This is a genomic window from Paenarthrobacter sp. R1 (assembly GCF_030264015.1).
Taxonomy (GTDB): Bacteria; Actinomycetota; Actinomycetes; order Actinomycetales; family Micrococcaceae; genus Arthrobacter; species Arthrobacter ureafaciens.
In genome coordinates this window covers 509,692-525,052 of record NZ_CP127115.1, presented here as the reverse complement: position 1 = coordinate 525,052, position 15,361 = coordinate 509,692, and the positions used below count along the sequence as shown (strand labels likewise).

The 15,361-nt window shown below is 65.2% G+C and carries 13 protein-coding genes; 7 read left to right on the top strand and 6 right to left on the bottom strand.

The features are described 5' to 3' along the window. Window positions 1-41 precede the first annotated feature (41 nt). The 5 genes from QN084_RS02580 to QN084_RS02560 are packed head-to-tail and all read left to right on the top strand — an operon-like array spanning window position 42 to window position 5,949. Window positions 42-761: an NUDIX hydrolase gene (locus tag QN084_RS02580; RefSeq protein ID WP_062097119.1), complete on the top strand. Its 720-nt coding sequence runs from the start codon at window positions 42-44 to the stop codon at window positions 759-761. Further along, the gene (gene nadA / locus QN084_RS02575) at window positions 758-2,065 is read left to right on the top strand and encodes a quinolinate synthase NadA (protein WP_069695134.1); all 1,308 of its coding nucleotides are present in this window, start codon (window positions 758-760) and stop codon (window positions 2,063-2,065) included. Before QN084_RS02580 ends, nadA begins: the two co-directional genes overlap by 4 nt. Before the next feature lie 47 nt (window positions 2,066-2,112). After that, the gene (nadB, locus tag QN084_RS02570) at window positions 2,113-3,900 is read left to right on the top strand and encodes an L-aspartate oxidase (protein WP_069695133.1); all 1,788 of its coding nucleotides are present in this window, start codon (window positions 2,113-2,115) and stop codon (window positions 3,898-3,900) included. Then, window positions 3,893-4,789: a carboxylating nicotinate-nucleotide diphosphorylase gene (nadC, locus tag QN084_RS02565; protein WP_069695132.1), complete on the top strand. Its 897-nt coding sequence runs from the start codon at window positions 3,893-3,895 to the stop codon at window positions 4,787-4,789. Before nadB ends, nadC begins: the two co-directional genes overlap by 8 nt. After that, complete coding sequence (locus tag QN084_RS02560) at window positions 4,786-5,949, top strand: cysteine desulfurase family protein (protein ID WP_069695131.1); 1,164 nt, start codon at window positions 4,786-4,788, stop codon at window positions 5,947-5,949. The genes nadC and QN084_RS02560 overlap by 4 nt, the downstream gene beginning before the upstream one ends. 64 nt (window positions 5,950-6,013) lie before the next feature. Here the strand turns inward: QN084_RS02560 and QN084_RS02555 are convergent, their stop codons facing one another. Beyond that, the gene (locus tag QN084_RS02555; RefSeq protein WP_062097111.1) at window positions 6,014-6,511 is read right to left on the bottom strand and encodes a GtrA family protein; all 498 of its coding nucleotides are present in this window, start codon (window positions 6,509-6,511) and stop codon (window positions 6,014-6,016) included. Window positions 6,512-6,528: 17 nt separating this feature from the next. Further along, window positions 6,529-7,377, bottom strand: coding sequence for a fumarylacetoacetate hydrolase family protein (locus QN084_RS02550; protein ID WP_021470938.1), 849 nt, complete (start codon window positions 7,375-7,377; stop codon window positions 6,529-6,531). A gap of 102 nt (window positions 7,378-7,479) precedes the next feature. Between QN084_RS02550 and QN084_RS02545 the strand changes: the two genes are divergently transcribed. Next, window positions 7,480-8,682: an SLC13 family permease gene (locus QN084_RS02545; RefSeq protein WP_069695130.1), complete on the top strand. Its 1,203-nt coding sequence runs from the start codon at window positions 7,480-7,482 to the stop codon at window positions 8,680-8,682. Here QN084_RS02545 and QN084_RS02540 read toward each other — a convergent pair whose 3' ends face one another. Next, on the bottom strand, window positions 8,683-9,354 hold the full coding sequence (locus QN084_RS02540) for a DUF1684 domain-containing protein (protein WP_069695129.1): 672 nt from the start codon (window positions 9,352-9,354) through the stop codon (window positions 8,683-8,685). A gap of 146 nt (window positions 9,355-9,500) precedes the next feature. On the opposite strand from QN084_RS02540, the gene QN084_RS02535 reads away from it, so the two are divergent. Further along, window positions 9,501-10,307 (top strand): transglutaminase-like domain-containing protein, encoded by an 807-nt coding sequence (locus QN084_RS02535; protein WP_021470935.1) that lies wholly within the window; start codon window positions 9,501-9,503, stop codon window positions 10,305-10,307. On the opposite strand, the gene QN084_RS02530 is transcribed toward QN084_RS02535, so the two are convergent. The 3 genes from QN084_RS02530 to QN084_RS02520 all read right to left on the bottom strand — a co-directional run bounded on the left by QN084_RS02530 (window position 10,304) and on the right by QN084_RS02520 (window position 15,300). Continuing rightward, the gene (locus tag QN084_RS02530; protein ID WP_062097106.1) at window positions 10,304-10,798 is read right to left on the bottom strand and encodes a MarR family winged helix-turn-helix transcriptional regulator; all 495 of its coding nucleotides are present in this window, start codon (window positions 10,796-10,798) and stop codon (window positions 10,304-10,306) included. The genes QN084_RS02535 and QN084_RS02530 overlap by 4 nt on opposite strands. Further along, a complete protein-coding gene (locus QN084_RS02525; protein WP_021470933.1) occupies window positions 10,798-11,922 on the bottom strand; it encodes an LLM class flavin-dependent oxidoreductase in 1,125 nt (374 codons plus the stop codon). The genes QN084_RS02530 and QN084_RS02525 overlap by 1 nt, the downstream gene beginning before the upstream one ends. 156 nt (window positions 11,923-12,078) lie before the next feature. Continuing rightward, window positions 12,079-15,300, bottom strand: coding sequence for an efflux RND transporter permease subunit (locus QN084_RS02520; RefSeq protein WP_069695128.1), 3,222 nt, complete (start codon window positions 15,298-15,300; stop codon window positions 12,079-12,081). Between the last annotated feature and the right edge of the window lie 61 nt (window positions 15,301-15,361).

The window sequence follows — 15,361 nt, the reverse complement described above, 5'->3', positions numbered from 1 at the left end:
TTAACTAAACGGAGCCCGGCTCCGTACGGCGATGAAGCGAGGTGAACGCCGTGAACGTCAACTCCGCGAACGTCGCCGAACGGCGCCTTGCACCGCCGTCGTTGGCTATTTCAACGGTGATTTTTGCGCTGCGGCCCAGCGAAAAGTCCGGACGCCCCACCCTCTGGCTGCCCCTGGTGCGCCGGATCCGCGAACCCTACAAAGGTCAGTGGGCGCTCCCCGGCGGACCCCTCGCCCACGACGAATCCCTCCAGGATGCGGCCTCGCGGAACCTGCGGGAGACCACAGGCCTGGCTCCGCAGTACCTGGAGCAGTTGTACGCGTTCGGGGGGCTGCACCGGTCTCCGAGCCAACGCGTCGTCTCGATTGTCTACTGGGCGCTGGTCCGCCCGACCGAAGCTGCGCTCGCCGACGAATCGGAAAACGTGCGGTGGTTCCGGGCGGACAGGCTCGGGGAACTGGCCTTCGACCACAACGCGATTGTGGACTACGCCCTGTGGCGCCTTCGCAACAAGATGGCCTACGGCTCCATCGCCTACCACCTGCTGGGCGAGTTCTTCACGCTGGCACAAGTCCGCGAGGTCTACGAGGCCGTCCTGGACCGCCAACTTGATCCGGCCAACTTCCGCCGGCAAATCAAAAGCACACCGGACATTGAAGAGACCGGTGAATACCTGCAGGGCGGGAAACACCGCCCACCCCGCCTCTACCGCTTCACCGGAACGCCCGGCCTTGGGCCAGATAACAGGAGTACACCATGAGCAGCGTCAACACTGCCGTCCAGCTGATCACGCGCGAGGAAGCCGAAAAGGGCTCATCGGGCGCAGGAGCCACTTGCAGCCCGGCGTTGGCGAAGGGTCCCTGGGAGTACGACCTCGCCGAATCCCTGGCCGGTGTCCCCGCATACGGCCCGGGTGCCTCCAGCGCCGACGTCGCCCCCTTGGCAACCCCGCGCCAGGGCCAGCTGCCCGAAGAGTACAAGCTGGCCTCCGAGGCCGAGCTGGACCGGCGGATCCGTGCCGCCAAGGAAGCGCTGGGGGACAGGGCAGTGATCCTGGGCCACTTCTACCAGCGTGACGAAGTGGTTCAGTACGCCGACTTCGTGGGCGACTCCTTCCAGCTGGCCAACGCGGCGCTCACCAAGCCGGATGCAGAAGCCATCATCTTCTGTGGCGTCCACTTCATGGCCGAGACCGCGGACATCCTCTCCACGCCTGAACAGGCCGTCATCCTGCCCAATCTTGCTGCCGGTTGCTCCATGGCGGACATGGCGGACGAAGATTCCGTGGAGGAATGCTGGGAACAGCTGGAGGAAATCTTCGGCACCGACACCGACGAACACGGCCGGGTCCCGGTCATCCCTGTGACCTACATGAATTCCTCGGCTGCGCTTAAAGCCTTCTGCGGCCGCAACGGGGGCATCGTCTGCACGTCCTCCAACGCCAAAATCGTGCTGGAGTGGGCCTTCGAGCGGGGTCAGCGTGTCCTGTTCTTCCCGGACCAGCACCTGGGCAGGAACACAGCGAAGGCCCTGGGCGTGCCGCTGGAACAGATGCCCATGTGGAACCCCCGCAAGGAGCTGGGCGGTAACGACGCACAGACGCTCGTGGACTCCCGGGTGATCCTCTGGCACGGTTTCTGCTCCGTGCACAAGCGCTTCAATGTGGCCCAGATCGAGAAGGCGCGCCAGGACTTCCCGGGCGTCAACGTGATCGTCCACCCGGAGTGCCCCATGGAAGTGGTGGACGCCGCCGATTCGGCAGGTTCCACCGACTTCATCAAGAAGGCCATCGCTGCCGCGACCGAACCCACCACGTTCGCGATCGGTACCGAGATCAACATGGTGAACCGGCTCGCAGCGGAAAACCCCCAACACACCATTTTCTGCCTCGACCCCGTCATCTGCCCGTGCTCCACCATGTACCGGATCCACCCCGGCTACCTCGCCTGGGTGCTTGAGGAACTCGTGGCCGGGCGGATCGTCAACCGCATCACCGTGGACGACGCTGTGCAGGACAACGCCAAGATCGCGCTCGAGCGCATGCTGGCAGCCAAGCCGGCCTGACCAGGTGCAGACCACCGGATTCCCGGACTAGCCGAATCGAGACCCGCATGACCTCGAACCCCATCTCCGCCGCGCATCCCGCGGACGCCCGGACGTTGATCGTCCTCGGCAGCGGCATCGCCGGACTCTACGCAGCCCTCCTCGGAGCCGAGGCCGGAGCCCAGGTGACGCTGCTGACCAAAGGCAGGCTGGAGGAAAGCAATACCTGGTTTGCCCAGGGCGGCATCTCAGCCGTCCTGGAGGAGCCTGCCCCCGGAGATACCGTGGCAGCCCACATCGAGGACACCCTCAAGGCCGGTGCCGGGCACTGCGACCCTGAAGCGGTCCGGGTGTTGTGCACCGAGGCGCGGGAAGATATTGCCGGATTGGTCCGGTTCGGCGTGCGCTTCGACAGCGACGACGACGGCGACCCCGCCTTGGGCCTCGAAGCCGCCCACTCCGCGCCGCGCATCCTGCATGCCGGTGGCGACGCGACAGGCGCCCGGGTGGCGGCTGCGCTGATTGGCAGCGTGCTCGAATTCCGGTCTGCCGGGCGGATCCGGGTAGTGAGCCGGGCCCACGCCACCTCCCTGGTCCAAACGGATGGCCGGATCTCCGGTGTGGCCTACGTGCAGGATGGTCAGCCGGTCACCGTCCAAGCCGATGCCGTCCTGCTTGCTACCGGGGGAGCCGGGCAACTGTTCGCCCAGACCACGAATCCGTCCGTGGCTACTGCCGACGGACTTGCGTTGGCGTGGCGGGCCGGAGCAGCCGTGTCCGACCTGGAATTCTTCCAGTTCCACCCCACCTGCCTGGCCCGTCCAGCCGGAGCACCGGGTGGGACGGAGCCGTTGCTGATCTCGGAAGCCGTGCGGGGCGAGGGTGCGCTCCTGCTGGACGCCTTCGGTCAGCGGTTCATGCCCGACTACCATCCCGACGCCGAACTTGCTCCCCGTGACGTTGTCTCCCGCAGCATCGCCCTGCACCTTGCTGCCCTGGGGGACCCCAACGGACACGTGTTCCTTGATGCCACAGTCATCGAAGCCAAACGCGGCAGCGGCTTCCTCGAGAAGCGCTTCCCCACCATCTCCCAACGCACCCGTGAAGCGGGCTTCGATTGGACCAGGGAACCCGTTCCCGTGGGGCCCGCGGCCCACTACTGGATGGGCGGCGTGGTGACGGACCTGCACGGGCAGACCTCTGTTCCCGGTTTGTATGCCGCCGGTGAAGTTGCCTGTACCGGTGTGCAGGGGGCTAATCGCCTGGCAAGTAATTCGTTGCTTGAGGGGCTGGTGTTTGCGCGGCGGGCAGTTAGGGCAGCGGTTGATGCGGTCCCTCTGCGTGCTGGCTCGGCCGCGGGCGGCCTCCCCTTGACGCACGCTGCCGGGACCCCCTCACCCGCGGACGCAGTTCCCGTGACGCACGCTGCCGGAACACCGTCAACCGTGGGCCGTGTTCCGGCGCACGCTGCCGGGACCCCGTCATCCGCGGACGGGGCTCGGCCGCCGTCGGAATATGCGGGGACTGAGCCGTTTTCCCGGGGCGCCTTGCAGCGGCTCATGACGGCCAAGGCCGGGGTTCTTCGCAGCGGAGTGCTGCTGGCCGAGGCGGAGGCCGCCCTGGATGCCTGGGCCGACGGCCCGCTTCCCGCAGCCGGCGTCGCTTCGACCGATGTCCGCGCGCACGAGGATGCCAACCTCCTGTTGGCCGCCCAACTGCTGGTGCGGGCGGCACGGGCACGGCGGCAATCCCTGGGAGCGCACTACCGAAGCGACACAGCGGCCGCACCCGCCGTCGTCGACCATTCTGACAAGCCACACTCCATGAGCCCGAAAGCGAGCCTCGTCCATGACTAACCTCACCCTCCCCGCGGCGGCCGTCCGGGACATCCTGGAGCGTGCCTTCGCCGAGGACGCGCCGAACGGAGACATCACCTCACAGCTGTTGATCCCCGCGGACGCCCGCGCAACCGCAGTCCTCAACGCCCGTGTCCCCGGAGTCTTGAGCGGTGGAACCGTCTTCCGCGACGCGATGAAACTCATCGACCCGGACACTGACGTTCAGCTCCTGCTCGGGGACGGTGACACGTTCGACGCCGGCACCCACCTGGCGCGGGTCAGCGGCAGCGCGCGTTCAGTCCTGATGGCCGAACGGGTGGGACTCAACGTGGTCCAGCGCATGAGCGCAATTGCTACGAAAACCGCCGAATTCGTCCGTCTGGTGGAGGGAACCCGGGCCCGGATCACCGACACCCGCAAGACCACCCCAGGGCTTCGTGTCCTGGAACGGTACGCCGTCCGCTGCGGCGGAGGAGCGAACCACCGTTACAGCCTCTCCGACGCCGTGCTGGCCAAGGACAACCACCTCGCCGTCATGACGGGCGGGGATCCGAAGAAGCTCACCGCACTTCTGGCGGCAGCGAAAGCACAGCTGGGCCACACCACCCACTTCGAAGTGGAGGTAGACCGGGCAGACCAGATTGAGCCCGTCCTGGCAGCGGGTGTGGACACCATCATGCTGGACAACTTCACTCCCGAGGAACTTCGTGCCGGGGTGAAGCAAGTGGACGGACGGGCGATCGTCGAAGCAAGCGGCAACGTCAACCTGCACACGGTGGCGGAAATCGCCGCGACGGGAGTTGACGTCATCTCGATCGGTGGACTCACGCACAGCGTGGCCGCGCTGGACCTGGGGCTGGATGTCGAGCTGGACATCGCGCCGGGAACCGACCCCGTCCGGCCATGATCTTCCTGGACGCAGCCTCCACCACTCCGGTCCGCCGTGAAGTGTTGGAAGCCATGTGGCCCTATCTCAGCGGCGAATTCGGCAACCCATCCAGCCACCACAGCCTGGGTGAAGCCGCTGCCTCCGCGCTCGCAGACGCCAGGTCCGCCGTTGCGAAGGTCCTTGACTGCCGCGCCGGAGAAATCACCTTCACGTCCGGCGGCACTGAAGCGGACAACCTTGCCGTCAAAGGCATCGCCCTGGCACGGCAGGCAGCAGACCCGTCCCTGAACCGCGTGGTCATCAGCGCCGTCGAACATCCGGCAGTGGAGGAATCGGCGCGCTACTTGGAACGCGTCCACGGTTTCACCGTTGACGTGGTCCCGGTGGACGGCGACGGGCTGGTGACCGTGGAAGCCCTCGGCGCGGTCCTCCGCCGGGAGACGGCTTTGGTCAGCATCATGTACGCCAACAACGAGGTGGGCACTGTCCAACCCGTGGCGGACCTTGCCCGGGCGGCTCACGCGTTACATATCCCGTTCCACACGGACGCCGTCCAGGCCGCGGGCTGGTTGCCCCTCGATGTGAAAGCCCTCGGTGTGGATGCCCTCAGCCTGTCCGGGCATAAGCTCGGTGCGCCCAAGGGTTCGGGCGTGCTTTTCACCAAGGGGCGCTTGCGTCTGGAACCGCTGATCCACGGAGGAGGGCAGGAACGGGGCCGGCGTTCGGGAACCGAGAACGTTGCCGGGGCCGTTGCGGTCGCGACAGCATTGAACCTGAGCCACGCCGAAGCCGCTGCCGCATCTGCGGACGTGGCTGCCCTGCGCGACAACTTCATCGCCGCGGTACGGGAAGCAGTGCCCGGAGTCGTCCTCACCGGCCATCCGTCCCGGCGCCTGCCCTCGGTTGCGTCGTTCTGCTTCCCGGGAACCAGCGGGGAATCCGTGCTCCTGGAGCTTGAACGGCTCGGGGTGGTGTGCTCCAGCGGCTCGGCCTGCGCAGCTGGTTCCGATGCTCCGTCATCGGTGTTGCTGGCACTGGGCATCAGCCCTGAAACGGCACAGACTGCCGTACGCTTCAGTTTTACCTCTGCCGTCACCGCTGCCGAACTGGAGCATGCAGCCGCAGCGGTGGCTGCCGCCGTCGGGCGTGTCCGCAACCTGGTAAACCACCCCAAGTAGGTCGCAATTGTGCACGTTTTGACCCGTCAAAACGTGCACAATTGCGACGCAGTTGGGTGCGCTGCTAGACGTGGCGGGCGCGGCGGAAAATCCAGTGCCGCAGGAGGGTGAACCGGACGGCGGTGGCAACAAAGCCGGAGAGCGTCGTTGTCCAAAGTTCCTCGCTGACGGTCGCCTCGGGCCGGAGGAGATGCAGGATGCCGAGGCTCCCGCCGGTGATGAGCAAGGCTACGAGGATCACAATGACGCCGCTCAAATGGTCATTCGCCCGCCGCTTGCTTCCCGTGATCTTGAAGGTCAGCCTGCGGTTCAGCGCCGTATTCAGGAGCGAGGTGAGGACCAGCGCGATTGCGTTGGCGATCTGCGGATCAACCCAGGGACGCAGCATCGCGTAGATGGCCAGCGAACTCGCGGTGCAAATGATCCCGACGCCGGTGAAGCGGATGAGCTGCCGGATCACCGGGTATCGCAGGAGCCCTTTTCGCCTGTTCAGGCGGTGCCGTACCGCGGGGGTTCCGGAGGTGGCGTGCCGCGGCTCAGTGGTTTCCGCGGCAGTCTCCATGGCTTAAGCCTTGCACACTATGCGTGCGGACCTTCCCATCGTGCGGCGATGACAGGGTTCCGGAGCTCCCCGATGCCCTCCACGCGGCACGCCACCGTATCCCCGGGTTGGATGCGGGCGCACTCTGCCGGGAAACCGGTGAGCACCAGGTCGCCCGGCCGCAATGTCATGAAGGACGTCAGGTAGACCATGATCTCCTCCACCTTCCAACCGAGGTCGGCGGAACTGGCCGGCGTCAGTTGGTTGCCGTTGTGGACGATGCTGATTTCCAGGTCCGAGTCGTCGAGTGCGGTGACGATCCACGGGCCGGCAGGAGTGAAGGTGTCCTGGCTCTTGGCGCTGATCCACAATTCATCGGTCTTCTGGAGGTCGCGGGCGGAAACGTCGTTTCCGATGGTGTAGCCCAGGATTGCCGACCTCGCCGTTTCCAGGGTCAGGCCCCGGGCGGTGGAACCCACGACGACGGTCAGCTCGGCTTCGGGGTCGACGTAGCCCACTGTGGAGCTCAGCTGGATGGCATCGCCTGGCCCGATCACGCTGGAAGCCGCCTTATGGAATGCCTGCGGAGGCAAGTCCCGGCCGGGCTGGCCCGTGTTGTGGGCCATGCCGAAAACGTTGACAGGGACGGACGGTGCCAGGAAGCGGAATGATGCTTCCTCCACCACTGCGCCCACTTCCCAGCCGGGCCTTCCGGGACTCGCTGCGTTGGCCCTGGATCCCGGGAACGGGGACTGCACCAGCGTCCAGCGCTTTCCTTCGTCGGAGTCGAAGTCGGGCGCATCGTTGGCGGCGAAGAATTGCTCGTCGGGGCTGTTCGGTTCCAAAGGTTGGATGCGGGCGATGCGCCGGGGAAGCGGGGAAGTCATGAAGACATCCTACGTCCTCTGCGGGGCCGGCCCGAACACTCCCCAACGGGACCCGCACGTGGCGCGTAAAGAAGCCGGCAGCACATGGATAGAATCCAGTTCATGCGCCTCGCGATCATGGGGGCGGCCCTGCTGGCAGCCGGAGCAGTGGCCGTAGTAACAGGGATTCTTCCGTGGTCCGAAGTGCAGGTCCTGGTTGCCCGCGTGGGGCCCATCATGGGTTTCGTCGCGGCGATGACCGTGGTCACCGACCTGGCCAGCGATGCCGGTGTTTTCCAATGGGGTGCTGACCGGATCCGTCGATGGGCCAGCGGCCGCAGTTACGTTTTGTGGCTGCTGTTGGCGGCCATGGCCGTCCTGAGCACCATCTTCCTTTCCATCGATACCACGGCGGTGCTGCTGACTCCCGTGGTGGTCACGGTGACGCGGCAGACAGGATTGCCCGTCCTTCCCTTCGCACTGGCGACCGTATGGCTGGCAAACACAGCGAGCTTGCTCCTGCCGGTATCGAACCTGACCAACCTCTTGGCCCAGCACAACCTTGACGGGATCAGTCCTGCCGGGTTCGCAACGCTGATGTGGGCCCCTTCGCTGGCGGCCATCATCATTCCGCTAGCCTTCATCGCAGTGGTCTTCCGGCGTGACCTGCAACGAAGGTATGCCCCGGGTCCAAAGAAGGTGATCGACCAAGGTTCCCGGACCTCCGTTCCTGGAAAGCCCCGGGCGGACCGCATCCTGCTGCCGGGGACGGCCGCGGTGCTGGTACTGCTGCTACCGGCTTTGGTGTCGGGGCTTCCAGTGTGGCTCCCGGCTTCCATCGCCGCCGTCGCTCTGCTGGCCCTGTTCGGGTTCCGTCGGCCCCGCTCACTCACCATAAATCTGGTCCCGTGGTCCTTGCTGCTCTTTACCTCAGGGCTGTTCCTGGTGATGGCGGCCGCCCGCTACCTTGGATTGCCTGAGCTGGCAGGCCAAGTGGCCGGCAAGGGTGAGGATTTCCCCGAACTGCTGCGGCTTGCTGCCACGGGCGCCCTGGGGTCCAACGTCGTGAACAACCTTCCGGCCTACTTGCTGGTGGAACCGCTCGCGGACACACCACTGCGGACGGCAGCCTTGCTCATTGGGGTCAATGCCGGGCCTCTTATTACTCCGTGGGCCTCGTTGGGCACCCTGCTGTGGCATGACCGCCTGCGCAAGATGAACGTGCTGATCAGTTGGCGGGGCTTTGCGCTGTACGGGATGATCGTCGCACCCGTGACCCTGGTGGCCGCAGTGGCCTTGCTGGCCCTCACGGCTCGAGTGGCATGACTAGGCCGGAAGATATAGCTCGCCCACCGGCACTTCCGCCGCCAACCTGTTCGCCGGTCCCGCCAACGGGCAGGCCCACGCTTCGTTATACGCACACGACGGGTTGTAGGCGAAGTTGAAGTCGAGAATGAATTCCTGCTCCACACCAGCGTGGCGGAGTCCGTGAAAGGACCCCTTGATCGTGTCCAGGAGATAGCGTCCAGCGCCGTAGCTGCCCCCTTCCTTGCCGGCAGTGGCATCACGGAACGGCACGAAGATGCCGCCACCGTAGCTGCGCAGCCGCCAAGCCGCCAATGAACCCAGGCCCGGCAACTCGAACGTGCCGATCCGTACAAACGGGACCACGCCGTCCGTTCCCGTGGAGACGTTCATTTCCTCGCCGACGCCTTCCGGCAGCAACGGGGCGTACATCCGGAAGGAGGGATCATAATCGGCGGTCCGTAGCCCGGCGAAGGAAGCTTTCATCGCGTCCGTCAGCGCCGAGGCGGGATGCGTGGCGAACATGCGGTCACGTTCGTGCCGCCAGTGGTTATGGGCATCGAAAGGGTCCGTCGCTGCAAGCTTCCGGACCTCGTCATACAGGGCGAAGGTCCGCAGCCGCCAGTCCACGATGTCCACAGCGGAGATGGTGGAGACGCCGTCGTCGAATTCTTCGTTTTCTTCGGGAGCCATGACCACAGCCTAGCCCCCGCCGACGGCGGTGAAAGCCCGGTGCCCGGTAGGTGCTACTGTCGCTGGAGGCCAACCCGCAGCCCTGCGTTGGCCCCTGACCCCAACAGCGGCACTACACCCAGCCCGCCGCGACCTTCCGGAGACCAATGGAACGCCACGTATCTGCCCAACTCGTCTTCAAGACAGCAGCCAACACCAAAGTTGCCATGGCCATCGCCGTAGCCGCCAACCCTGGCTATGAGTCGCTGAGCGAGACCCTCGCCATCGAATGCGGGGGGACAGAAGTGCCCTACAAGGAATTGCAGGACCATCACGGCGGGCGGTTCCAATACATGGAATTCAGCGAGCCCAGTGAAGTCACGGTGAACTACAGTGCGGACGTGGTTGGCCGGGGAATAGCGGACAGTGCGGACCCGATGGAACTCATCCGCTATGTCCGTCCCAGCCGCTACGCGGAGTCGGACCGTTTGCTGCCCACTTCCTATGCAGAGTTCGGAACGATGCAAGGTGCCGGATTGCTCGAGGCCGTGCGCAACTGGGTGAACGGTGAATTGCGCTACGTCAGCGGGTCCTCGCGGGGCACGGACGGGGCTGTAGAGACCCTGCTCCACAGGCGCGGCGTGTGCCGGGACTTTGCACACCTCGCCATCGCGCTCCTGCGGTCCAAGGACGTGCCTGCACGCCTGGCCGCCGTCTACGCCCCCGGCCTCAGCCCCATGGACTTCCACGCAGTCGCGGAAGCGTACATCGATGGCGCGTGGCACGTGATCGACCCCACAGGGTTGGCTCCGCGCGAAGCCATGCTGCGCATCACCGCCGGAAGGGACTCCTCGGACACCGCGTTCCTTTCAACGGTCGGCGGCAGCCTCACGCTCAAGACCCTGAAGGTCGCCGCAACCGTGGAAGGTGAGCTGCCCGTGGAAGACCCCGGGCAGCTGATAACCCTCGGCTAGGCCAGCGGCCGGGCGCCCGTGCCGGATTGCTGGTGCCCGGCGACGGATGCCCGCAGCTTGTCCGTCAGGCGAAGCAGCTCGCGTTGCTCTTCGGCCGTGAGCGCCGGTGCTACCAACTGGGCGATTTCCCGCACGTGGTCGCGGCCGATCGACTTCTGCAACTCGCGCCCGGCCTCCGTGAGGGACAGCAGGACTCCGCGGCCGTCGTCGGGGGCTGTTGTCCGCTCCACGAGTCCCCGCTTTTCAAGGCGGTCCACCAAGCGGCTCAGGCTCGACTGGCTCAGCAGCACTTTGTCGTTGATCTCGTTCAGCCGCAGTTGGCCCGAAGGGCAGCGCGATAGCGTGAAAAGGACGTCGTACTCGTTGACCGGCAACGACTTGAACGCCGAACCGGCTTGGAGCTTCCGCATCACCGCCACCTGGGAGCGGAAGAGCGACTCCCAGGTTTCGGCGGCAAGTCGGACTGTGGAGGAAGCCGAAGGGCCGGACATCAGGACTCCCGACCAGCGGTTCCGGCGGCAGCGGACTCGCTGACGTTGGCCTCCAGGGCTGCGGCCACGCGGGAGGCGTGCGTCGGGGCGTCCGGAACGTGGGCCGGCTTCAAGGCAGCGTACTCCTTGCGCAGGACCGGAAGGACTTCCTCTCCGAAGAGGTCCAGTTGCTCCAGGACCGTCTTCAACGGCAGGCCGGCGTGGTCGATCAGGAACAGTTGGCGCTGGTAGTCACCGAAGAACTCACGGAACGTCAGGGTCTTCTCAATGACTTCCTGCGGGCTGCCGACGGTCAACGGCGTTTGCGAGGTGAAGTCCTCCAGCGACGGGCCGTGTCCGTACACGGGTGCGTTGTCGAAGTAAGGGCGGAATTCCTTCACCGCGTCTTGCGAGTTCTTCCGCATGAAGAACTGCCCGCCCAGGCCGACGATCGCCTGGTCTGCCTTGCCGTGCCCGTAGTGCTCGTAGCGCTCGCGGTACAGGCCGATCAGCTGCTGGTAGTGCTCTTTGGGCCAGAAGATGTTGTTGGCGAAGAAGCCGTCTCCGAAGTAGGCAGCCACTTCCGCGATCTGCGGCGTGCGGATGGAGCCGTGCCAGACGAAGGGGGCGACGCCGTCGAGCGGGCGCGGTGTAGACGTGAAGTTCTGCAGCGGGGTGCGGAACTTGCCGGACCAGTTCACCGTGTCCTCGTCCCACAGCTTGCGCAGCAGGCTGTAGTTCTCGATCGCCAGTTCGATCCCGTCCTGGATGTTCTTGCCGAACCAGGGGTAGACGGGGGCGGTGTTGCCCCGGCCCAGGACCAGGTCCACCCTGCCGTCTGCCAGGTGCTGCAGCATCGCGAAGTCCTCGGCGATTTTCACCGGGTCATTCGTGGTGATCAGGGTGGTGGCCGTGGAGAGCGTGATGCGTTCGGTCTGGGCCGCGATGTAGGCCAGGGTGGTGGTGGGGGAGGAGGAGAAGAACGGCCGGTTGTGGTGCTCGCCCAACGCGTAGACGTCCATGCCGATTTCTTCGACCTTCTTGGCAATGGCTACGGAGGCCTTGATGCGCTCGTGTTCGGTGGGGGTGCGGCCCGTGGTGGGGTCAGTGGTGATGTCACTGACGCTGAAGACGCCGATCTGCATGGTGTTGCCTTTCTCCCTGCCCGTGGTTCAGGCCTCCGATTGAGGGGGGCCATATGTCACAGTGTAGCTGAAAATAGATGCATTTGCATGTATCGCTGTGTGTAACAGGGCAGGGCCGGGAAATGTTCCCGGACCTGAGAGATGGGCAGTGAGGCGCTATTCGGCGGGGTTGTGGGCCGCCCGGCGCCCCGAGATCCGGGGCACGGCCCCCGTGGTCCAGTCGGCGAAGGCATCGCTGCCGCCGTTCCCGGCAGGAACATCGGGCCGGACCTGCAGGGCTTTCTGCAGGTCCTTCTTCTCCCTGCGGCCCTCCACGAGCTTGTACAGGACGGGAACCAGGACCAGCGTCAACGCCGTGGAGGAGATCAGCCCGCCGATCACCACGATCGCCAAAGGCTGGGAGATGAACCCGCCGCCGCCGGTCAAACCCAGCGCCATGGGAGTCAGGGCGAACACGGTGGCCAAGGCCGTCATGAGGATGGGGCGCAGGCGCTGGCGGGCACCATGGGTGATCGCCTCGGCAACGCTCATGCCGGCCCTGCCGTCATGCGGTTTGCGGTACTGGTTGATGAGGTCGATCAGGACGATTGCGTTGGTCACCACGATGCCCACGAGCATCAGCATGCCGATCAGGGACGGCAGTCCCAGGGGAACTCCGGTGAGCAACAGCAGTCCCACCGCGCCGGTGGCCGCGAACGGCACCGAAACGAGCAGGATCAGTGGCTGGATGAGGGACTTGAAGGTGGCCACCATGATCACATAGACGATCGCGATGGCAGCCAGGAGCGCCAGGCCAAGTTGCCGGAAGGACTCCGCCTGCTGGGTGGTGGCACCACCGATAGTGGCTGTGACTCCCGCGGGCAGCTCTACGGAGGCGAGACGTTCCTGGACCGCAGTGCTGACGCTGCCGAGGTTTGAGCCCGACGGCGTCACAGTCACCTTGGCCGTGCGCTGGCCGTTGCTGCTGGTGATGGAAACCGGCGTGTCAACCTGCTCGACGGCGGCTATGGACTCCAGCGCGATTGGACCGCGCGCAGTCGGCAGCTGGAGGGCCCGCACCGCAGCGATGCTGGTGAAGCGTGTTCCCTTGCCGATCCGGACCGGATAGTCATTGGTGTCGATCCGCACTGTTCCGGCCGGGATCGGGCTGACTGTGGACGCCAGGAAGCCACCCACCTGTTCCTCGGTGAGGCCGGCGGCCACGGCCTTTGCCCGATCCACGCGTACCTGGACCACGGCTTGGCTGGCTGCAAGGTTCGTAGCCACTTCGGTGCTGCCCGGAACGCCTTCCATGGCCTTCACCATGGCATCGCTGGCCGTTTGCAGGTCCGCCGAGTTCGCAGCCCTGATGGTGATGTCAACGGTGGAGGATGTGCCGAACCCGCCCTGCTGGGATCCTACGGTGATCTTTCCCGGCAGGCCTTCAAGCTTGCTGCGGACCTCGTCCTGGAGTTTTTTCTGGTCCACCTTCTCGTCCGTCACCACGGTAAACGTTGAGTTGGAAGCGCCCGTGGAGGTCAGCGCGGCAAAACCCGTTTGGGCGTTGCCGGAGGTCACCTGGACGTCCTTGATGCCCTCCGTGCCCCTGAGGAGGTCCTCCACCTTGGCAGCTTCCGCGCTGGTGGCGTCCAGGCTGGTACCGGCAGGCAGGACCTGCCGGACGGTCATGCTGTTTTCCCCGGAACGTCCCAGCAGGTCCGTAGCCAGCAGGGGAGAAACAGCCACGGTGGCGACCAGGATCAGTGCCGCGGCGCTCAGTGTGATCACAGGGTGTTTCTGCGTTGTGGCCAGGATCGGCAAGTAACCGCGCTGGAGCCTGCTCTTTTGCTCGGCTTCCCTCGCCCGTGCGGCAATGGTCTTTGCATCGGGGATTGCAGCGCCTGCGGCAGGCGGCGTGCTCTTCGCTGACGGGGACGCCAGGAACCAATAAGCAAGTACGGGGACGATGGTCAGCGAGACCAGCAAGGAAGAAAGCAGCGCGATGGTGACCGTCAAGGCGAAGGGCCGGAACAGCTCGCCCGCCAGGTCTCCGACGAAGGCGATCGGAAGGAACACGGCAACTGTGGTGAGCGTCGAGGCAGTGATGGCTCCGGCCACTTCGCGGATGGAGGTGACGATGGCCGTCAGCTTGTGCTCGCCGTAGCTCAGGTGCCGTTTGATGTTCTCAATCACGACGATCGAGTCGTCCACCACCCGGCCGATCGCGATGGTGAGCGCACCCAGGGTCAGGATGTTCAGTGAATAGCCGGTTGCGGAGATGCCGATGAAGGTGACCAGCAGCGACAACGGAATGGAAACCGCGGTCACCAAGGTGGACCTCACGGACATCAGGAACACCAGGATCACGGCCACCGCAAAACCGAGCCCGAGAAGTCCCTCGGTAGTGAGGTCCTTGATGGACTTCTCGATGAAGGGTGCCTGGTCAAAGACGGGGGTGAAGGCGGCGTTGCTGCCCAGCTCTGCTTCCATGGGCGCCAGGGCCTCACGCACGGCATGGGAGATCGCCACGGTGTCGCCCTCAGGCTTCTTCGTGACCGACAGCGCCAGTGTCGGTTTGCCGTTGGTGCGGGTGATCGAGGTGGCGGGGTCGTCCTCGATGCTGACATCGGCGACGCTTCCGATGGTGGCCGCTCCCTTTGCGCTCTCCAGTGGCAGTGCCTTGATGATCTCCAGGGAATCGACAGGGCTGCCCAGCTGGAGGGACAGCGTCTTGCCCTGGTCCTCGATGGTGCCTACCGGAACCAGGGTCCCGTTGTTCTTCAAGGCCGCGCTGATGGACTGCACCGACGCGCCGGAGCCGGCAAGGTCTGCAGGGCGGGGCTGGACCAGGATGTGCTGGGTCGCTCCGCCCGTTACGTCGGCGCCCCGGACGCCGTCGATTTTCTGCAACCGTGGAACGCTGAGGCGCTGCAGGTCAGCGTTCAGCTCGCTCAGCGGCTTATCCGAAGACACCGCCAGGTACACGATCGGAAAGTCGCTGATGTTGCCGGCGATTGACTGCGGTTCCACATCGGCCGGCAGAACTCGCTTCGCATTGGAGATGGCACGGTCGATCTGGTTGCGTGCCCTGTCCAGGTTGGAACCGTAGGTGAACACCATGGTGATCTGGGAGACACCGTTGCGGGACGTCGACGTCGTCGACTCGAGCCCCTCGACGCTGTTGAGGGCTGTCTCCAGCGGACGGCTGAGCTGCTTGTCCACCACTTCGGGAGAGGCTCCCGGCATGGAGGTAACCACCGTTATCTGCGGGAACTCAATCGACGGAATGAGTTCCTGCTTGAGCGAGCCCATGGTGATCACGCCGAACACCGCTGCAAAGACGGTGATCAGCGCGATCAGGGCCCGGTTTCCCAGGGACAACGTGGCCAAGCGGAACATTGCAAAGTCTCCTGAGATCTACGGAGTATTCGATTGGCGGGAACGGGTTCCCGTGGGGCGG